Annotated in this window: 13 protein-coding genes; 12 read left to right on the forward strand and 1 reads right to left on the reverse strand. The window is 60.3% G+C overall.

The genetic code is table 11. From position 1 onward, the window contains the following. The first annotated feature begins 530 nt into the window (after nucleotides 1-530). The 11 genes from FJ404_00815 (at nucleotide 531) to FJ404_00865 (ending at nucleotide 18,210) form a co-directional block, all read left to right on the forward strand. On the forward strand, nucleotides 531-977 hold the full coding sequence (locus FJ404_00815; GenBank protein MBM3821424.1) for a hypothetical protein: 447 nt from the start codon (nucleotides 531-533) through the stop codon (nucleotides 975-977). A gap of 385 nt (nucleotides 978-1,362) precedes the next feature. Beyond that, nucleotides 1,363-2,424 (forward strand): MoxR family ATPase, encoded by a 1,062-nt coding sequence (locus tag FJ404_00820; protein MBM3821425.1) that lies wholly within the window; start codon nucleotides 1,363-1,365, stop codon nucleotides 2,422-2,424. After that, complete coding sequence (locus FJ404_00825; protein ID MBM3821426.1) at nucleotides 2,417-3,328, forward strand: DUF58 domain-containing protein; 912 nt, start codon at nucleotides 2,417-2,419, stop codon at nucleotides 3,326-3,328. The genes FJ404_00820 and FJ404_00825 overlap by 8 nt, the downstream gene beginning before the upstream one ends. Before the next feature lie 28 nt (nucleotides 3,329-3,356). Next, nucleotides 3,357-5,354 carry a hypothetical protein gene (locus FJ404_00830; protein ID MBM3821427.1) on the forward strand — a complete coding sequence of 666 codons (1,998 nt, stop codon included), beginning with the start codon at nucleotides 3,357-3,359 and terminating at the stop codon, nucleotides 5,352-5,354. Then, the gene (locus FJ404_00835; GenBank protein ID MBM3821428.1) at nucleotides 5,273-7,621 is read left to right on the forward strand and encodes a VWA domain-containing protein; all 2,349 of its coding nucleotides are present in this window, start codon (nucleotides 5,273-5,275) and stop codon (nucleotides 7,619-7,621) included. Before FJ404_00830 ends, FJ404_00835 begins: the two co-directional genes overlap by 82 nt. A gap of 25 nt (nucleotides 7,622-7,646) precedes the next feature. Further along, nucleotides 7,647-10,754, forward strand: coding sequence for a hypothetical protein (locus FJ404_00840; protein ID MBM3821429.1), 3,108 nt, complete (start codon nucleotides 7,647-7,649; stop codon nucleotides 10,752-10,754). Continuing rightward, entirely contained in the window at nucleotides 10,751-11,755 is a 1,005-nt protein-coding gene (locus FJ404_00845; protein MBM3821430.1) for a terpene cyclase/mutase family protein, read from the forward strand. Before FJ404_00840 ends, FJ404_00845 begins: the two co-directional genes overlap by 4 nt. Then, nucleotides 11,745-13,181, forward strand: a complete 1,437-nt coding sequence (locus tag FJ404_00850; protein ID MBM3821431.1) for a hypothetical protein — start codon at nucleotides 11,745-11,747, stop codon at nucleotides 13,179-13,181. Before FJ404_00845 ends, FJ404_00850 begins: the two co-directional genes overlap by 11 nt. Next, complete coding sequence (locus tag FJ404_00855; GenBank protein ID MBM3821432.1) at nucleotides 13,178-14,596, forward strand: hypothetical protein; 1,419 nt, start codon at nucleotides 13,178-13,180, stop codon at nucleotides 14,594-14,596. The genes FJ404_00850 and FJ404_00855 overlap by 4 nt, the downstream gene beginning before the upstream one ends. A 407-nt stretch (nucleotides 14,597-15,003) precedes the next feature. Beyond that, nucleotides 15,004-15,384: a hypothetical protein gene (locus FJ404_00860; GenBank protein MBM3821433.1), complete on the forward strand. Its 381-nt coding sequence runs from the start codon at nucleotides 15,004-15,006 to the stop codon at nucleotides 15,382-15,384. A 384-nt stretch (nucleotides 15,385-15,768) separates the two neighbouring features. Next, on the forward strand, nucleotides 15,769-18,210 hold the full coding sequence (locus tag FJ404_00865) for a sodium-translocating pyrophosphatase (GenBank protein MBM3821434.1): 2,442 nt from the start codon (nucleotides 15,769-15,771) through the stop codon (nucleotides 18,208-18,210). Between the two features lie 277 nt (nucleotides 18,211-18,487). On the opposite strand, the gene FJ404_00870 is transcribed toward FJ404_00865, so the two are convergent. Next, complete coding sequence (locus FJ404_00870) at nucleotides 18,488-18,883, reverse strand: RNA-binding S4 domain-containing protein (protein MBM3821435.1); 396 nt, start codon at nucleotides 18,881-18,883, stop codon at nucleotides 18,488-18,490. 35 nt (nucleotides 18,884-18,918) lie between these two features. Here FJ404_00870 and FJ404_00875 point away from each other — a divergent pair, with 35 nt between their 5' ends. After that, nucleotides 18,919-19,968, forward strand: coding sequence for a hypothetical protein (locus FJ404_00875; GenBank protein MBM3821436.1), 1,050 nt, complete (start codon nucleotides 18,919-18,921; stop codon nucleotides 19,966-19,968). Nucleotides 19,969-19,984: the final 16 nt, after the last annotated feature.

Raw genomic sequence — 19,984 nt, forward strand, 5'->3', positions numbered from 1 at the left:
TGCGGACGGATCCGTGCACTTGATTCTGGCCACGCCCAACTAAATCGACCGAACGAACGGAATCGCGGGACAATCAGGCTGCGCGGGGCCAACGGCTCCGCGCAGCCTTTTCGCCGTTTCGGCACCCATCCTCGTCGGCCGTGGACTCAAGGGCTAGCGCTCCCGATTTGGGCTCTCGCGAATGGCGTGGGCCGGTCGGCACCACGGAGGGAAAGCTCTGGGCGGTCGTCGTGAGCTGCTTCTCGAGTTCGCCGTGGACGTAACGCAGAGCGTAAGTATTTTGAACTCCAAGGTTAAGAAACACCTACCCTCTGTTCTCTCAGGAACCCCTGGACCACTTTGGCGACAGCTTTCGCTCTGCAAGGTGGCATTGACTGATCGGAATCTGCCTTTTCACGACCCGAACGGAACCTGACCGCTCCGAGGCGTCGCCGCAAGAAAGAGCCCTTGAGAGGCTGAAAAGCGAACTGGTGCATCCGCAAGTTGTCGGGGCGCGCCGTTCACGGCGCTTCCGCTCGCTGACCATTCCGTTGAAAGGCGCGCCCGCACAACCGCAGCCGAAGCTTCCCGCGGTATTCCCCGCCCTGGTGCAGGATCGGACCGATTCGGAAGGATTGTTTGGGGCCGAGCTGCATCCGGATGGCAGGGTGCGTTTTATCGCCTTGACCGCTGCCGTGGAGGAGAAACCCATGTTGCATTTGGGAGCGTCGCGATCGGTCAAACAGGGACTGCCCCCGCTGCCTGCGCCTGGAGTGACTGCCACCAGCCCTCGCATCGTACGCTTTCTTCTGACGAGAAGTGAGTTGGAGATGGTGTGGAGCAGTGAGGCGGCGAGGACCTATGTGGTGCAAACCTCGAATGATCTCGTCGTCTGGCGGGATGTGGGCAGCGTCTCCGGTGCGGGAACGGAGACCCGCTACACCACCCGGATTTCCACGGAACCCGGGGCGACCTATTTTCGCATTCAGCAACCCTAGCCCGGAAATCTCAGGTTTGTTCCGCGCTGGGGATTTCCGGGCTAGCGCCGGGTGGCTGGGATGCGACACGCGGGTGTTGAATGTCCGCCGGCTACGATTCAATCGAACCCGCAGTGTTGAAACTCGATGGGGAACGTTTCCCTACCCCGTCGAGTGTGAAATAGGCGGGTGAGGCGATTTCGTTTCAATCCGCGGCTTCCGGCGGTCCGTCCCGGACCGCGCCCGCCGTCTCTGTCCTCCCTGCGATTCCTCCGCATTCTGTTGTTGCCAGGCGGGCGGGGGGTGACGTTGACTACGGCGTCCCTGGCGGGCGCAAGCTCCTCATCCTGACGGAATTTGGTTTTCCGCGCCGGCGCGGGGCGGATTTGACCAGCGCGATGTCATTATGAGTTCAACCCCAGCGACGGCGTCCCCCGCCAAAATCTCCGCGACCGAGGCGGGTGTTTCCCAGAGCGATGTGGCCGCCATCAAGGAGCTTCGCGATTCGTATCAGTCGATGCGTTCCGAGCTCGCCAAAGTCATCATCGGCCAGGAACAAGTCATCGAACGGCTCCTCATCTGCATTCTCGCGCGAGGACACGGATTGCTCATGGGCGTGCCCGGCCTGGCCAAGACCACCATGGTCAACGCCTTGTCCCAAGTGATGTCCCTGGAGTTCAGCCGCATTCAATTTACGCCGGACCTGATGCCTTCGGACATCACCGGAACGGACATTTTGCAGGAAACCGATCAGCCGGGGCGCCGCGCCTTCGTGTTTGTCAAGGGTCCGGTCTTCGCCAACATCGTGCTCGCGGACGAGATCAACCGCACGCCGCCCAAGACGCAATCCGCGCTGCTCGAGGCGATGCAGGAGCATCGGGTGACGGTGGCGGGGCGCGTGTTTACGCTCCCTTCTCCCTTCTTCGTCCTGGCGACGCAGAACCCGATCGAACAGGAAGGCACCTACGCGCTTCCGGAAGCGCAGCTCGACCGGTTCATGTTCTTCATCCACGTGGAGTATCCGACCCGGGCGGAGGAATCCCGTATCGCGCGCGAAACGACGGGTGGGAAGCCCCCCGAGTTGAAGCATCTGCTGCACGCCGAACAAATCTTGCGGTACCAGGATGTCGTGCAGCGCGTTCCCGTGCCGGACCACGTGGTGGAGGCGGCCGTCGCACTGGTTCGCAAGACGCGCCCCCGGGAAGCGGATGCTCCGGACTGGCTTAAGAAGTGGGTGACGTGGGGGGCGGGTCCTCGGGCCATTCAGTATTTGATTCGCGGGGCGAGGGCGCACGCGACGCTGGAGGGGAGTTACCTGGTGCGCCAGGAGGATTTGGAAGCGGTGGCGCATCCGGTTTTGACCCATCGCATTCTCACCAATTTTCAAGCGCAGGCAGAGGGCGTTTCGAGCACTCAAGTGATCGACCGTTTGTTGCAGGAGGCCCGGTCCGGAGGCGGACATGCCTGATCGGTGGGCGCGCTGGTTGGATCCACTGGCCTTGGGGCGGCTTTCCGCGCAGCCCTTGGTCTCCTTGTCGGCGATGGAGGGGACGGTGTCGGGGCATCACAAGAGCCCGCACCGGGGGTCGAGCGTCGAATTTGCGGAGTATCGCAATTACGCTCCGGGGGACGACATTCGGCGGCTCGACTGGCGGGTCTTCGCCCGCACGGACCGTTTTTACCTGAAGGAGTTCGAGGCCGAGACGAATCTGAGGTGTTATCTGGTATTGGATGCCAGCGGTTCCATGGGGTTTACGGGGAAGGGAGGGGTGAACAAATTTGACTACGCGCGGCGGCTGGCCGCGGCGCTGGGGTATCTCGTGGTCCAGCAGGGAGACGCCGCGGGATTCAGTTGCATGGGCGACCGCGCGAAGGTCGAAGTTCCTCCCAAACGTCATCCCTCCCACTTGCAGTTGGTCCTGGAGAAACTGGACGAGGCGGAGGCTTCGGGTGAAACACGCGTGGTGGAGGCTTTGCACAGCCTGGCCGACCGGATTCGCCGAAGAGCGCTGGTGCTGGTGTTCACCGACGCCTTCTTCGATCCCGAGGCGTTGTTGAGCGCGCTGCAGCATCTGCGCTATCAGAAACACGACGTGGTCTTGTTTCAGTTGCTGGACCGGATGGAGTTGGACTTTCAATTCGATCGCCCGGTGCGTTTCGTGGATTTGGAGGGTCCGATGAGTGTGGTGACGGAGCCAGGGTTGGTGCGTGACGAATACTTGCGGCAGTTGCACGGCCATTTGGACCGGCTGTCCACGGGGTGCCGGGAATTCAAGGTGGATTACCGGCGTGTCGTCACGGATGAGGATTATGAGCGAGTGCTGGCCGGTTATTTGGTGGACCGGTTGCGGCTGGCGGGCGGGCTGATGTGATGCCTGGAAACGCGATGAGGATGCCGGCATGACGTTCCTGCAGCCATGGATGTTCTGGGCGCTTCCGCTGGTCTTGCTGCCGGTGCTGATTCATCTGCTCAACCGGCTGAGACATCGTCCGCAGCCTTGGGCGGCGATGCGGTTTCTGCTGTTTGCGACGCGAACTTCCACGAGTCAGGCCAAGCTGCGCCAATTCCTGATTCTGTTGATGCGGGTTCTTGCCCTTTTGGCGTTGTTGTTTTTCCTGGCGAGGCCGCTCGCGGGGGGGTGGCTGGGGTGGGCGCTGGCACCGGCGCCGGACGTCATCGTTCTGATGCTCGATCGCTCGGCCAGCATGCAGACGAAGTTGTCGGAGGGTGGCGAGACGAGGCTTGAACAGGGTTTGCGAGTGATGGTGGAGGCCGCCCGGCCCTTTGAAGGATCAAGCCAGCTGGTGTGGATGGACAACACGGGGCGAGCCCCGTTGGCGTTGACGAAGTTGAGCGAGGTGGAGGCGTTGAAACTGGGAGGGCCGACGGAAACCGCGGCCGACGTGCCTTCGATGCTGCAAGCGGCGTTGCGGTGGCTGCTGGACAACAAGTCGGGCACCGCCGAAGTGTGGCTGGCATCGGACATGCAGAAAAGCAACTGGCGCCCCGACGATTCGCGTTGGGGTGATTTGACCGCGCAGTTGGCGGGATTACCGCAGAAAGTTCGGGTTCGAATCCTTCCCGTCCTTGGGCGAAGCGGTCCCAACCGTTCGGTGCGGCTGGAGGAATCCTATCGGCGCAAGCGCGGAGGCAAAGGCGAGCTCGCGATGACGTTGGATTTCTTGAAGACCGAGCCGGTGGCGGAAAGCATTCCCGTGGGAGTGACCCTCAACAGCAGCCGGACCGATGTGGAAGTGGCGTTGGATAGCCAGGAATCGCGTTGGCGCCACGCAGTGGGGTTGGATATCCGCCAGGGCCGCGGGTGGGGTAAAGTGGAAGTGCCGGCCGACACGAATCCTTCCGACAATGCGGCCTATTTTGTCTATTCGGAGGACGTGCCGTTGCGGGCGGCGGTTTCGGCGAGAGAAGCGATCTCGGAGAGAGTGTTGGGATTGGCGGCGACAGCTTTTGGACAGGCGACGAACGGAGCGCCCCGCCTCGTCAAGCCAGACGTGGCGGGAGGCTGGGAGCGGGAGACCCTGGTGATCTGGCAGGGAGCTTTGCCGCAAGGGTCGCCCTCGGAGGAGTTGCGGCGCTGGGTGCAAGAAGGCGGGGTGGTGGTTTTCTTTCCGCCGGGCTTGGCGGATACCAATCGATTCGAGGGCATCGGCTGGGGTGAAGTGCAGAACGCTCTCGAAGCGAAACCGTTTCGCGTGGTGAAGTGGGACGAGAACCAGGGTCCCCTGGCACGAACGGATGAAGGATCGAGCCTTCCCATGGGTAACCTCATGATTCTAAAGCGCCAGGCCGTGGTCGGTGGTGGGACGGTTCTAGCGCCTTTCGAGGATGGAGCTCCTTTTTTGGCGAGGCAGGTTTTGGGCCGCGGCGAGATTTACTTTTGCGCTTCGTTGCCAGAGCCAACGTGGTCTGGATTGGCCGAAGGTCCCGTGCTGGTGCCGATGTTGCAACGGTTGCTGGCCTTGGGGGCGCGACGCTTGCAGCACGATCCCTCGGTCATCTGCGGCGAGATGGGGGTGGCCGACGCGGGTTTGACCTGGACCGCGGTTGAAGGCGCGGGCCTGGATGCTCGCTTCAGGGCCGGGGTGTACCAGTCGAGAGACCGCTTGCTGGCAGTGAACCGGTCCCCGTTGGAAGACGACTGGGAAGCCGTGGAGGGAAGCGCGGCGGCGAACTTGCTGGGACCGGACAACGCACGACTCTGGGAAGGCAAGACCAGCGGTGGGGCGGGAGCCACCCAAGGTGAGATTTGGCGGTTCTTTCTCGCGGGTATGCTGTTGTTTCTCCTCGTGGAGGGATGGTTGATCTTGCCGGGGGCGGGGCCATCCTCCGCGGCGGGCTCGGCACGTTCCATCCGGGTGGAAGGAGGCGGGATATGAGCGGATGGACACTGGGCGCCTCGGCGGAAGTGATCGTGCTGGCGCTCATCGCATGGGTGGCTGCGGCAGGGTTGGGGTGGACGCATTATCGCCGCAGCGGCGGCAAAGGCTTGGTTGGCTGGCTGGAGGGATTTCGATTCCTCATTGTGAGTTTGTTGGTGGCCACCTTTTTGAAGCCGGAGAAGGTCACGCAAATCCGCCGCGAAGAAGCGCCGGAGGTGGCGGTGCTGCTGGATCAGACGGGCAGCATGCAAACGCGCGACGTGACCGAAGGCGGCAAGCTCATGCGCCGATCCGAGTGGCTGGGCCAGATTCAAACCTCGAATTACTGGGAAACGATCCGACCGGGAGCGAGGGTGGTCTTGGAACCTTTTGGAACCGGCGGGACGGCGAGTTCAAACGCGACCTTGTCCGCGTCTGCCACGTCTGCCACGAATGCCACGAATGCCACGAATGCCACGAATGCCACGAATGCCACGAATGCCACGGCGGAGGGAACGGATTTGGACGCGGTTTTGCGATCCACTCTGAACCGCCACGGGAATCTGAAGGCGGTGTTGTTGTTGACGGATGGCACGTGGAACACCGGGCCTTCCCCGGTGGGGGTGGCCATGCGATACCGTGACGAGGGAGTGCCGATTTTCGCCCTGGGGGTGGGGCGGGAGTCGCCGGTGCCGGATTTGGTCTTGGCGGACGCGCAGGCGCCTTCCTACGGGCTGTTCGGTGAGCAGATCGCGATTCCATTCAAGGTCGTCAATCATTTGGCGCGCGAAGTCCGTTCCGCCGTCATCCTCGAGGATGGGAAGAAGGAGCTGGCCAGGCGGGAGGTGACCGTGCCGGCGCATGGCGAATTGCAAGAGGCCATCGTCTGGTTTCCCAGAGCGGCGGGGGAGACCCCGTTGCGGCTGCGCATTCCGGTCGAGCCGGATGAGGGTCTGCCGGAAAACAACGCGCGCGATTTTTCGATTCAGATACGCGTCGAGACTTTGAAGGTTCTCGTCGTGGATTCCCTGCCCCGCTGGGAGTACCGATTTTTGCGCAACGCGCTGGAACGCGATCCGGGCGTGGAGATGAATTCGATTCTGTTTCACCCTCATATCGGGATGGGTGGCGGGCGCAAATACCTGGCCAAGTTTCCATCCACCAAGGAGCAGATTTCACGCTACGATGTGATTTTTCTCGGTGACGTGGGATTGGGAGAAGGGGAATTGACGGAAGGGGACGCCGAGCTGATGAAAGGTTTGGTCGAGCAGCAATCCAGCGGGCTGGTGTTCATTCCCGGCCGGCGCGGACGGCAACTGACCTTGTCGGGGACTGCGCTCAAGGATTTGTATCCGGTCGTGATGGAGCCGGGCAAACCGGACGGGGTGATCCTGCAAAACGAGGCGGCCCTGCAGTTATCCACGGCGGGGCGGCGGCATTGGCTGACGCGATTCGATTCCGACGAGAAGAAGAACGAGGAAATTTGGAAGCAGTTGGCGGGATTTTTTTGGTCTGCCGCAGTGGAGAAGAGCCGTCCCGGCTCCGACGTCCTGGCGGTGCATTCGGCGTTGCGCAACAATTGGGGGCGGGTGCCGATGCTGGTCACTCGAAACGCGGGCTCGGGGAAAGTGTTGTTCCTGGGAATGGACAGCGCGTGGCGATGGCGGTTGGGCGTGGAAGACCGCTATCACTACCGGTTTTGGAGCCAGGTCGTGCGGTGGATGGCTCATCCGCGGCATCTGGCGTCGAAACAGGGGATTCGCCTCACCTACAGTCCGGAGGTGCCTCGCGCCGGGGACACGGTTCACGTGCAGGTGATGGTGATGGACGCGGCGGGATTTCCGGCCGGCGAGGGGCCTGTGCAAGGCCGGATCGTGTCGCCCTCGGGACGGACCGAGCGGCTCGATTTCGCGGGAGTGTCGGGCGGATGGGGAGTTTTTGAAGGCATGTTCGTGGCGCGGCAGGGGGGACGGCACAAGATGGAAGTGAAAGCGGAGAAGCAGGGGCGGCAGTTGGAAACCGAAATCCAGGTGGAGGCGCCGTTGATCGAAAAAGCGGGGGAACCGGTCAATGGAGCGGCGCTTCGTGAATTGGCCTCGCTGAGCAAAGGTTTGTTCGCGAGTTACGACCGGCTGGCGGACGTGGTCAAGCAATTGTCCGTCCTGCCCGATCCAAAGCCGATGGAGAGGAGATTGAGATTGTGGAGTGATCCGCGTTGGGGCGGATTCCTGTTGATTCTGCTCGGGTTGTATTGGACGGGGCGAAAGGTCGCGGGCATGATTTGAAGTTCAGAGCCGATTGGCGCGCAGCATGAAGGCCTCCGGAATGCAATTGAATCTTCCCGACAAGTTGAGGGCGAAATTCGACGCCCTGGAGCGAAAGCTCTGGCGCATCGACATGTTGCTGCTCGCCGGTCGAGCCGTGACGGCGGTGGCGGCGAGTTACGCCGGTCTGTGGCTCTGCGATCGGGTGGGCGAGACGCCGTCCTGGTTGAGGTCGGCTTGGGCCTTTGCGGGCTTGGCCGGCATGGCCGCCGCCGGTTGGGTGTGGCGCTCACGATGGGGCGGAGCCGGAATGGACCTGGAGCGGCTCTCGTTGAGGGTTCAATCCCGGTATCGAGCGCTGGGAGACACATTGCTCGGGATTGTAGAACTGTCGGACGAAGCCAAGCGACCGGTGGGTTATTCGGAGGAGCTTTACGCGGCGGCGATTCAACAGGTGTCGGAGCGAGCGGCGGATTACGATTTTACGGCGGCGGCGGATCCGCGTCCGGCGCAAAAACAGTGGTGGGTTGCCGGTGGATTGAGCGCGGCGGCGGCGGCGACGGTGTTGGTTTCGCCTGAGGTGGCGGGCAATGCCGCGGCCCGCTGGCTGCGTCCGTGGTCAACGATCGAGCGCTACACTTTGGTCGGTTGGGCCGAGCCGGAACGTTCCATCACTGTGCCGCTCGGGGAACCGTTCAGCGTGGAAGGGCGTCCCGTTTACCGTTCCTTTTGGAAGCCCAAATCGGGGTGGGCGCGGATTGACCGAGGTGCGAAGCGGCCTTTCTCGATGACCGGAGAGCATCTGCGAGCCGAGTTGCCAGGGTTGACCCAGGATAGCGAGATCGAAATCCGGCTGGGAGACGCCCGGAGGCGGGTTCAGGCGCGTCCTGTTCCTCGTCCCACCTTGCGGACCATGGGCGCTCAAGTCGAGTTTCCCGAATACTTGCAGTATGGCACCACCAACCTTTCGGTGCTGGGAGGGGTGGTCAGCGTGGTGGAGGGGAGCACGGTCCGCTGGGTGGGCGAGGCGAATCGAGCCCTGGCTGAGATCCACGGACGATCCGCGGAAAGCGAGAATGTGGCCTGGACGGTGCGGGACGCACGCTTCGAGAGCGGGCCGTTCAAGCCGTCCGCCACGGAAACCTGGACCTTGCATGGAAAAGACTCATGGGGGCTCACCAATTCGCCCGCCTGGATGCTGGCGGTGCAGGCCGAAAAGGATGTCGCGCCATCCGTCGAAATGACGGAGCTCGCGCGGGAAGTGGCCGTGCTGTCCACCGAGGTGATGGATATCAAGGTGGCGGCCCGGGACGATTTCGGAGTGAAAGATCTGGGGTTGCGGTGGGAGGATCTCGCGGCCTCGTCCGTTGAATCGGGCCAAACCCAGCGCGCGGAACCTTCAGCGGGTTATCGTCAGCGGGCGCGTTCACCGAGGGAAACGCGTTTTCAGGAGACGTTCAGTTTCAGTCCGAGTCTGCAGGGATTCAAAGCCGATTCGAGTTTCGATCTTTTGGCTTATGCCCATGATTTTCGACCAGGGCGCGAAGCTTCCCTCAGTTCGAGATACCGGGTGCACGTGCTGGGCGCGGAGCGGCACGCTGAAATGGTGCGGCAACGGTTGGAAGCGTTGCTGTCCAGGCTCGAGGAAGTGACGCGATCCGAGGAGCGCCTGGCGGATGGGACGAAGGCCTTGCAGGAGGCACTCGACAAACTGTCCGAGGAGGCCGCCGCCTCCAAGGCTTCAGAACTCGCGGAAGAGCAAAAGCTCGCAGCCGAGCTTCTTGAACAACTCGCGCAAGAAGGCTTGCGAACTTTGCGGGAGGCCGCGCGGAACCCCGCCCTCGACAACCAAACTCTGCGGCAGTGGGCCAGCCATTTGCAGGCGATGAAGGATGTGTCCGCCAAGTCCATGGCCAAAGCCGCCCAAGCTTTGCAGGCCGCGAAGAAAAATCCCAAACAACGCAGCGAAAAATTGGCCGAGGCGAAGAATCAAGAGGAAGAGGCCATCGAATCCCTTGAGCAGTTGCAAAAGGACGTCAACACCGGGCTTGACGATTTGCAGGCCCTCACCCTGGCCCAGCGCTTGAGAAAATTGGGGGAAGGCGAGCAATCGATTCAGACGCGGATGAACAAGGTCATTGGCGACACCATCGGCTTGTTGCCGTCCGAACTGGACGAGCGCCACCGCCGGCTGCACAACACCCTGGCTAAAGAGCAACAGGGACTGGAGGAAGAATCGAAAAAGGTCGAGGGCGAAATCAGCCGTTTCTTCGAGCGATCGAAGCGTCCCGAATACGGCCAGGTGACCCAGGCCATGAAAGGCGCCAAGCCCGCGGAAGAACTGGAAAAGGTGAGGGCCTTGATCGGGGAAAACATCGGAATGGAAGCCATGCAGCGGCTGGCTCTGTGGAGCTCACGCTTCGAGGAATGGGCGAAGGCCCTGGAACCCAAGTCCAAGTCCTCTTCGGGCGACAGCCAAGGCCAGCAATTTGGAGGCGAGGAGGCCGCGAAGCTGATGGAGATGTTGCTCGGGTTGTTGCGAGGACGCGAAGCCCAGGCGGGGATCAGGGAGCGCACCCGGATGCTCGACCAGGGTGAGCAGAAGGGCGAGCCCTATGAAGACGCTTCCCGCATGCTGGCCAGCGAGCAACAGAAACTGATTTTGCAGGTGCATTCCCTGCGGGAGGTGAATCCTGCCCGCGGACTGGATCCCTTGATGGCCGAGATCTTCAATAATATGCGTAAATCGGAAGGCCTGTTGAACAAGCCTCAGACCGATCAAGTCACCTTAGGCACCCACGCCAAGTCGTTGGAATTGCTGACGGACGCCATCAACTTGATCAACGAGCAGACCGAGCGCGGACGGCCGCAAGGGGGTGAAGCACAGCAGGCCCCGTCCGCGGAGGAGATGGCGTTCTTGATGCAGATGATGCAGCAACAGGGCCAGGGCATGGCGCCCATGGCGGGTGAAGGAGGCAATCCCGGGCAAGGCGGAACTGGATCCGGAACGGCCCAGGCGGCCGGCGCAGCCGAGGGACGCGGTTCAGCGGGGCGCGCTGTCTCCAAGGGCAGCGGCCAGGTGGGGACTTTGCCTGCGGAGTTTCGTGAAGCGCTCGAAGGTTACTTTCAAGGTTTGGAGAAATCGGAGCCATGACCGCGCGTTTGTTTCTTTCCCGATGCCGGGTCCTGCTTGTCCTTTTCGCATGTTGGGCGGGGACGGCCTTGCGTGCTCAGGAGCTTTTTGAAGGTGGATTGGATCCGCTTTCCACCCAAGTCGATCGTATCTACGTCAAGGGCTTGCAGTATCTGTTGAAGAATCAAGTTCCGGACGGTTACTGGCAGGAAACGGTGTACGGGAAAGAGCCGGCTGTGGTGGGGTTGTCCATGGTTGCGATGCTGGCGCATGGGGACGATCCGGAGGCGGGTCCCTACGCGGGGGCCATCAAGCGAGCTTTGAATTACGTGCTCAAGCAGCAGTCGGACACCGGCTACATCGGGCGGTCGATGTATAATCACGGATTTTCGACGCTGGCGCTCGCGGAGGCCTACGGGGTGGTCCAGGACGACCGGTTGGGTCCGGCGCTGACCAAGGCGGTGCGGTTGATTCTCAATTCGCAAAGCAAGAATCCACACGGAGGCTGGCGTTACACTCCCGAGAGCGGCGACGCCGACACGACCGTGAGCGGGGCGCAGATGGTGGCGTTGTTCGCGGCGCGCAACTCGGGTATCGCCGTGCCGGAAGAGGCGATTCAGAAAGGGTTGAAATACTTCGTGTCGATGCAAACTCCGGACGGGGGTTTTGGCTACACCACCGCGGTCTCGCCCAATGGACCACGCACCGCGATTGGCTGTTTGGTTTTCGCGCTGGCGAAGGAAAAGCAGTCGAAAACGTTTCAATCCGCGTTCGATTTTCTGAAGAAGGTTCAGGCCGAGAGTTCCTTTCAGCACTACTTCATCTACTACGCCGCCCAGGCCTACTTCCACGCGTCTCCGGAGGCCTGGCAAACATGGAATCGGGCGAATATTCGAAGTCTCGCCAGTTCGCAGAATCCGGATGGGAGTTGGGAAGGGCAGTTCGGTCCGACCTTCACGACGGCGTCCTCGCTGCTTTCCCTCGCGCTGAATTATCGTTACTTGCCGATTTATGAGCGTTGAGAGCCGGATGTTCCGCGCGGAACGAGTTTTGACACGCTGGCTGGGCCCGGCCTGCGGGCTGGCAGCCTGGCTCGCCACCGGCCTCCTCCAGGGCGAAGGCGGCAGCACCAACCAGACGACACAGGATTTCCGGGGCATGATGCAGTTTCTGGATGGTTCGTCATTGCATGGACGCCTGGATCAAATGGATCCGGCTCGGGGAGTGTTCTGGCGGCATCCGGATGCGCTCGCCCCGATCCGGATGCGTCCCTCGAACCTCGCCTGGATCGGGTTTGAGAAACCCGTGGCGTTGAAATCCTCGATGAATCCCACCGGTCGATTTCGCTTGCGGAACGGGGACGAATTGTTTGGCACGCTGGTGGGCATGGGAGACAAACACGTCGAAATCGAGAGCTGGCTTGGCGGGGTGTTGCGACCTTTGCGCGAGGAATTGCAATCGGTCACCTTTTTGTCCAAGGGCTATTCGGTGCTCTATGAAGGTCCGACCGGCCTCGAGGGCTGGGTGCTGGGTCGGTCGATGCCGGGCCAGTCGGGCTGGCAATATCGGGATGGCGCGTTGATGGCCAGCACGGTGGGACTCGCCGGGCGTGATCTGGGACTGCAAGGTTCCGCGAGTTTCGAGTTCGACCTGGCCTGGACCTCCAATTTCAACCTGGTGCTGATTCTCTACACCGACGTTTTGGACCGATTTGATTACGGGAGCAGTTGTTACATGTTTTATCTGGGTCCCGGATACATCAACGCCCAGCGCGTGCAGGCCAACACAGGCTTGAGCCAACTCGGTCCCCAGGCGCAGCTTCCGGATGGAATGAGGCGAAACCGGATGCGGCTCGAGCTTCGGTGCAACCAGGAGGACGGGACCTTCACCGTCATGGCCGATGGCCGCCAAGTCCATCGCTGGAAGGATGCCGCAGGTTTCATTGGCAAAGGAAAGGGCATGACCTTTTTTTCCCAGATGGACGGCGGGGCCATTCGCATCAGCAACATCAAAGTTGCGGAATGGGATGGCCGGTATGAAACACCCGAAGGGGAGGATGCGGATCTGCGGCAGGATTTGGTTCGGCTCGCCAATAAGGACCGCGTGCAGGGAACCATCCGAAGCATTCAGGACGGCAGGCTCAAGGTTTCCACGGCCCAAGGTGATTTGGAGGTGCCGACTCCGAGAGTGACGCAGATCGTGCTGGGCCACACCAATGCTTTGGCCGCGGTCAAGCATCCGTGGGACGTGCGAGCCTTTTTTGCCGGGGGAGGCAGTGTTTCATTTCAGTTGTCGGGCTGGTCCCGGAACCTCGTGGAGGGAATGAGCCGCAGTCTGGGCCAGGTTAAACTCAAGCCCGAGAATATCCGGCAGATCCAATTCAATCTGGCCCGGCATCATGAGTTGGCGCCTTCGGGAGGTGGCCCTGACCAGGAGGAAGGCGAGTGATGAAACGAGGGCGGGCGGACTCTACTTGGGCCGGGTGGGTTGCGGGCTGCGCGATCGGGCTGGCCTGCTGGGCTTCGAACGGACCGGCGGCGCGGGCGCAGTCGGGATCGGAGAGTGGCGTGGCCCGGCGTGACGAATTGCGATTTCGGAATGGAGACGTGCTCTTCGGCAAGCTGGGCTCGATTTCACCGCGCGCGGGAGTCGCCTGGTCTCATCCGGACGCGGAAGATGCTCTGCTTTTCGGGGGCGGAGCGATCACCGAAATCCATTTTGGCCCGCTGGCAGAGGAGCCGTCGCAGACAAACTCCTGCCGCCTGATTTTCATGAATCGGGACCAGATTGAGGGAGACCTCATTCGTTGCGATGCCGAGCAGGTCATTTTTGACACGGCCTTCGCGGGAAGATTGATGATACCACGTTCGAGGGTGGACACGATCATCCCGCTCGATGCCAAGCGCCGGACGGTGTTTTCCGGGCCCGAAGGTTTGGAAGGCTGGACGATGGGCAAGGTTTCCGGGGTGATCACGGATTCCGGCCAATGGGGTTATCACAATGGCGCCTTTTTGGCGGCGAAGGCGGCATCGATCGCGCGCGACGTTCAACTGCCGGATCTCTCGGTGATTGAGTTCGATCTGAATTGGAAAGGGATGTTTTACATCGCGGTGGCCCTTTACACGGATTACCTGCATCCCGTGAATCTGGCCAACAAGGATCAAGAGCCCAATTTTGGCGGATTCTACAGCCTGCAACTCAATACCTACGCGGCCAATCTGCTGGCGGTGAAGAAGTCCGATCCGATCAAGTATCTCGGACAAGTGGCCGTGGGCTCATTCAATCAAAAGAGCTCCGCGCACATCGAAATTCGGTCCAACCGGCACAAGAAGACGGTGGCCTTGCTGGTGGACGGGTTGTTGATCAAGCAATGGACCGACAACGAGGATTTTGCTGGCAAAGGCACGGGGCTTCGGTTCGTTCACCAAGGCCAGGGTTCGATCAAGCTTTCGAGGTTGCGGGTGACGGAATGGGACGGGCAGTTCGAGGAGCCGCGCAGCCATCCGTGGGATTCGAAGGACGACTTGGCCAAGCTGCGCAACGGAGACCGGGTGATGGGCAAAGTCGAGAAGCTTGAGAATGGCCAACTGTTCGTGAGCGCGACGGCGACCAAGCTGACCGTGCCGCTCAACAGGGTGAAACAAATCGAGTTGGCGGGCACGGGGGTGGAGGCTGGCAACGCCGCGCCTCATGAGATGCGGGCATCCTTGCGCCGCGGAGGCACCCTGACCTTCCGGCTTGAGAACTGGACCACCAACGGCGTGGAAATCACCAGCACGAATTTCGGACGAGTGCTTTGCTCGCCCTGGGTTTTCGAACGAGTGGTGTTCGGCCCGAAAGCTTTCGTTCCTCGAACGGATTGAATCCTCCGAGGAAGGGATGGCAGCGCTTTTACCGCCGGACAAAGTGCCCTCGGCGCTGCTGCTGCAACGGGTCACGGAGGCACGAAGGCACGGAGATGGGGAGCATCCCGGACCCGATAACTCTCTGACCCGCCTATTCCCCACTCGACTGGGTTTGGAAACGTTTCTCATTGAGTTTCAGCATTGCGGGTTGGATCGAACCACGCCCCCTGTTCGACAACCGGCTGCATTTCCCAGGCTACACCCCGTTGGAGGGAGTTCTTCCTCGAACCACCCCTCGTGCGTGCGTTTTCGTGCAACAACGCGAGTTCGCTGGGGACGGAGCTCTCTGGTTTTTCATGGCTGAATAGTAGTGAAACCCATGCGGTGTTGTCGTATGAGCGTGGGGAGCATCGAGGATATCCTGCATGAAAGCCAAATCACCCAGCAGCATTGATGAATACATCGCCGGGTTTCCGCCCGCAGTTCAGAAGTCCCTCCGGAAGCTACGAACTCTCGTTCGCGAAGTTGCGCCTGAGGCGGAGGAAGTACTGAAGTATCGCATCCCCACCTTCGTTCTGGGGCGTAATCTGGTGCATTTCACGGCTTTCGAAAGGCACATTGGATTTTATCCGACTCCCTCGGCCATTGAGGCCTTCAAAACAGAATTGAAGGATTTTGTGCACGCGAAAGGATCGGTTCAATTTCCGCTCAGCAAGCCGATTCCGTTGGATCTGGTGAAAGCCATGATTCAGTTCTGCGTGAAGGAAGTCCGGGAGCATGCGGCCAAGCGAACAAAGAAGAAATAATCATCGACGTGTCTGTCCATTCGTTTTGAGGGCTCTCCGAGAGTCCGACGGGTTGCTTTTTCCTGCATCGCTTACGCACCGGACCAGGCCGAAGTGCAAGGCTGCTCATGGCTGGAACCTCGACCCACGGATCTGTTTTGGCGGATACCCGGGTGCCGCGGGCTTGGCCGGCGACGAATCACAGTGGAAGCGGCACGTGAGCGATGCGCTCGGCGAGACGGTGCTGTCGCGCGAAGTGTTCCCACTACCGAAGGTCAACCAGCCGGCCATTCTCGAAATTTTCTTGAGTTTGGGGGCGCTTTACCTTGATGTTCTCGCGTCACCCCTAACGCGTTAGACCAGAGGTAATTGCCTTTAAGCTTTGTTTCGATAGGCTCGCTTATGATGAATGTTCAAAGAACCTTCCCTCGCTTCGTTTACTGGATCTTGCTCTTCCTGGCGGTATCGAGCCGTTTGCTTGCCGGAGAGGCGGACATCCGGATCCCTGACTTGAGCCAGACGCGGTTTTCACTTCCCGGGGGGACCGCCACCGGTCATGGGTTGATGTATTTTGGCATCGTGGTCTGCGCCTTGGGGGCCGCCTACGGGTGGTGGCAGTATATCGCCACGCGAAGGCTTCCGGTCCATGAGACGATGCGGGCGGTCTCCAACATCATCTGGGAAACCTGCAAAACCTATCTGCTGCAACAGGGCAAATTTCTCTCGGTGTTGTGGACGTTGATCGCGATCTGCATCGTCTACTACTTTCAATTCCTTCAGCACAAGAGCTGGCTGGACGTCGGCATCATTCTGTTGTGCTCGATTTTGGGCATCCTGGGTTCCTACGGGGTTGCTTGGTTCGGCATCCGCATCAACACGGTCGCGAACGCCAGAACCGCTTTCGCGGCGCTGCAGGGCAATCCGCTGCACACGTTGATGATCCCGTTGCAATCCGGCATGAGCGTCGGATTGCTGCTGGTTTGCGTCGAGCTGTTCTTCATGATCGTCATTCTCACCTTCCTGCCGCAGGCCTTGGTGGGACCGTGCTTCATCGGCTTCGCCATCGGCGAGTCCTTGGGCGCGAGTGCGCTTCGGATTTGCGGGGGTATCTTCACCAAGATCGCGGATATCGGAGCGGATCTGATGAAGATCATTTTCAAACTGCCAGAGGATGATCCCAAGAATCCCGGCGTCATTGCGGACTGCACGGGGGACAACGCCGGAGACAGTGTGGGACCGACGGCGGACGGCTTTGAAACTTACGGCGTCACCGGAGTGGCGTTGATCGCGTTTCTGGCTCTGGCGTTGAAGGACGCGGCGGCGATTTGCGGCCAGTTGATCATCTGGATTTTTGTCATGCGCATCCTGATGGTGATCACGTCGCTGATTTCCTACGAGATCAACCGGGTGGCCAGCCGATCCATTTACGGCGGACGGAAGGAGTTTGAGTTGGAGGCGCCCTTGACCCACTTGGTCTGGATCACGTCCCTCGTCTCGATTGCCATTACTTTTGTGGCCAGCAAGATGATGCTCGGTGGATTCGTGGGATTGGATGGCAAGCCGGCGCCGGACCTGTGGTGGATCCTTTCCTCCATCATCAGTTGCGGAACGTTGGCGGGTGCCTTGATTCCTGAATTTACGAAGGTGTTCACCAGCACCTCGTCGCGACATGTGGCGGAAATCACGAACGCGTCAAGACACGGCGGCGCTTCTTTGAACATTCTCTCGGGCTTTGTCGCCGGTAATTTTTCCGCGTTTTGGAAGGGTCTGGTCATCCTTTCCTTGATGCTCGTGAGTTACGTGCTCTCCAAGGATGCGTCCGTGGCGTCGATGATGCCGAAAGAGTACGCTTTCGCCGGTCCGATTTTCGCCTTCGGTCTGGTGGCCTTCGGTTTTCTGGGCATGGGCCCCGTGACCATCGCGGTGGATAGTTTTGGTCCGGTCACGGACAACGCCCAGTCGGTTTATGAGTTGAGCCGGATCGAGTCGATTCCCAACGTGTCCAGGGAAATTGAGCGTGATTTCGGGTTCAAGCCCAATTTCGAGCACGCCAAGGATCAGTTGGAGAAAGGAGATGGTGCCGGCAACACGTTCAAAGCCACCGCCAAACCGGTGTTGATCGGCACCGCGGTCGTGGGTGCGACGACGATGGTCTTCGGCATCATCATGCTCCTGGAGCAAACCTACGGCAATGTGATCGCCAAGCTGAGTTTGGTGCAGCCTGAAGTGATGCTCGGGTTGTTGATGGGCGGGTCCGTGATCTATTGGTTTACGGGAGCCTCCACTCAAGCCGTGGTCACCGGAGCCTATCGCGCGGTGGTCTTTATCAAAGAGAACATGAAACTCGACAGCGCTACGGCGTCCGTCCAGGACAGCAAGAAGGTGGTGGAGATTTGCACGGTCTATGCGCAGAAGGGGATGGTGAACATCTTCATGGTCATCTTCGCGCTCTCCCTGGGATTGCCGTTCTTCGATCCTTATTTCTTCATCGGCTACCTGGTGGCGATGGCGTTCTTTGGATTGTTCCAAGCCATCTTCATGGCCAACGCGGGAGGGGCGTGGGACAACGCCAAAAAAATCGTGGAAGTCGATTTGCGGCAAAAGGGAACTCCGTTGCACGCGGCGACCGTGGTGGGTGACACGGTGGGAGATCCTTTCAAGGACACCTCCTCGGTGTCCCTCAACCCTGTGATCAAGTTCACGACGTTGTTTGGTTTGCTGGCGGTGGAGATCGCCGTGCACATGAAAAACACCACGATGAAAACCGGCATTGGGATCGCGTGCCTGGTGGTGGCCCTGTTCTTCGTCTATCGCTCCTTCTACGGAATGCGCATTCCTGAAGAATGAGAGCCCAGTTTTCGATCAGGCTCTGGCTCTTGACGGCAGCAGTACCGCCTCGAAACTCCCGGCGTGTTTCGCGACGGGGAAGTTTAGGCCCTGGGGGACCGCGCCTTGTGTAACGCTCAACACGTCTGTCTTGTTTTTGCCAAAGGCGAACCCGTTGAACTCCTTGACGAAACGGGGACGCCCAGGTTGGCAAACCGCAGAGCGGTTTGAACTCGTGTGCTGAGCAACAACTCAAGCACGATCCTTTTCCCGTCCCATCGCAGGTGAAAAATGCGGGCTAGAAGTCAGGTTCTGCGAATGAATCGAGCAGGCGACGCTCTCTCTTCGTGGGGCGTCCGGCCCCTTTGGTGCGGCGGGGTGGCATCGCCAAGACAGAAGCGGCGTCGGATTGCGCCGGTGCAGGTGGCGTGAGATCCTCTGCGAATTCCTTGGCGACTGTTGCACTCACCCGTTGTTGCAGAGGGCCAAGAACTTTGAACGTCAGTGCCTGGGATCCGCGCTGGATTTCATAAACCTCACCGGCGCGGATTTCATGGGCCGGTTTGAGGTTGCGTCCATCGCATTTGACATGGCCGGCTTTGCAGGCCTCGATGGCCAGGGCGCGAGTCTTGAAAAGACGAACGGCCCACAGCCACTTATCGATCCGGCAGCGCGTTGCTTCGGCATTGGACATGCAGTTTCCGTAGCACTTTCCGGTCTGGAAAAGCGATGGAAAAGCGGGCTTTGACATTGACCCGGGACGCGGTCCGACGGATACATTTCGGGATGCCACTCCGCCAATTTGGGATTGCCCTTTTGCTCTTGGCCTTGTTCGCGGCGGGATGCCAATCGCCGTGCTGCGACCGGTGCGGCATGGGTGGAACGGGTGGCGGTCAGGTGGCGCTGGAGCACGCCGAAGGACGAGTGCGGGTGAGTTTGGATGGGCAACTGTTTACGGAGTATCACTACCAGAATGTGTCGCGTCCCTTTCTTTTTCCCATTCTGGGGCCGGGTTCGGTGAAAATGACAAGAAGTTGGCCGATGTCCGAAGCCCCGAACGAGGAACGCGATCATCCCCACCATCGTTCGCTGTGGTACGCGCATGGCAGCATCAACGGCCAGGATTTTTGGTCCGAATCGGCCAAAGCCGGGCGGACCGTGCACGAACGCTTTCTCAAAGTCGCTTCGGGCCGCAAGTCAGGCATGCTTCACACCGCGAACAAGTTGGTGGCTCGGGATGGCGCCATCGTGGCCACCGATGAGCGCTTGTATCGGTTCTCCACCGAGGGCGAAGTCAAGATCATCGATGTCGAAATCACGGTTATTGCCAGTCATGGTCCACTCACGTTCGGTGACACCAAGGAGGGGTCGATGGCGATTCGACTGGCGGAAACCATGCGTTTGAAGGGCAAGGTGGGCCAGGGCCACATCGTCAACAGTGAAGGCATTCGCGATGGGGAGACGTGGGGGAAACGCGCGCGCTGGGTGGATTATTATGGCCCGGTTGAAGGAAAGACCGTGGGCGTGGCCATGTTCGATCATCCGTCGAATCCGAGGCATCCGACGTGGTGGCATGTTCGCGACTACGGCTTGTTCGCGGCGAATCCGTTTGGCATTCACGATTTCGAAAAGAAACCCGCCGGCACGGGCGACCTGAAAATTCGCGCCGGTGAAAAAGTGACGTGGAAATATCGGATCTTATTTCACCCCGGGAACGAGCAGGAAGCCCGCATCGCCGAGCGTTATCAGGCTTACGCGGGTTCCGGTCATTCCCATTGATGCCGTGTTTTCAACC

The sequence above is a fragment of the Verrucomicrobiota bacterium genome (assembly GCA_016871495.1).
Taxonomy (GTDB): domain Bacteria; phylum Verrucomicrobiota; class Verrucomicrobiia; order Limisphaerales; family VHDF01; genus VHDF01.

Coding starts and splice junctions, on each gene's coding strand:
- FJ404_00820 (MBM3821425.1), top strand. CDS start 1,363: ATGAGTTCAACCCCAGCGACGGCGTCCCCCGCCAAAATCTCCGCGACC.
- FJ404_00825 (MBM3821426.1), top strand. CDS start 2,417: ATGCCTGATCGGTGGGCGCGCTGGTTGGATCCACTGGCCTTGGGGCGG.
- FJ404_00830 (MBM3821427.1), top strand. CDS start 3,357: ATGACGTTCCTGCAGCCATGGATGTTCTGGGCGCTTCCGCTGGTCTTG.
- FJ404_00835 (MBM3821428.1), top strand. CDS start 5,273: ATGGTTGATCTTGCCGGGGGCGGGGCCATCCTCCGCGGCGGGCTCGGC.
- FJ404_00840 (MBM3821429.1), top strand. CDS start 7,647: ATGAAGGCCTCCGGAATGCAATTGAATCTTCCCGACAAGTTGAGGGCG.
- FJ404_00845 (MBM3821430.1), top strand. CDS start 10,751: ATGACCGCGCGTTTGTTTCTTTCCCGATGCCGGGTCCTGCTTGTCCTT.
- FJ404_00850 (MBM3821431.1), top strand. CDS start 11,745: ATGAGCGTTGAGAGCCGGATGTTCCGCGCGGAACGAGTTTTGACACGC.
- FJ404_00860 (MBM3821433.1), top strand. CDS start 15,004: ATGAAAGCCAAATCACCCAGCAGCATTGATGAATACATCGCCGGGTTT.
- FJ404_00865 (MBM3821434.1), top strand. CDS start 15,769: ATGAATGTTCAAAGAACCTTCCCTCGCTTCGTTTACTGGATCTTGCTC.
- FJ404_00870 (MBM3821435.1), bottom strand. CDS start 18,883: ATGTCCAATGCCGAAGCAACGCGCTGCCGGATCGATAAGTGGCTGTGG.
- FJ404_00875 (MBM3821436.1), top strand. CDS start 18,919: ATGGAAAAGCGGGCTTTGACATTGACCCGGGACGCGGTCCGACGGATA.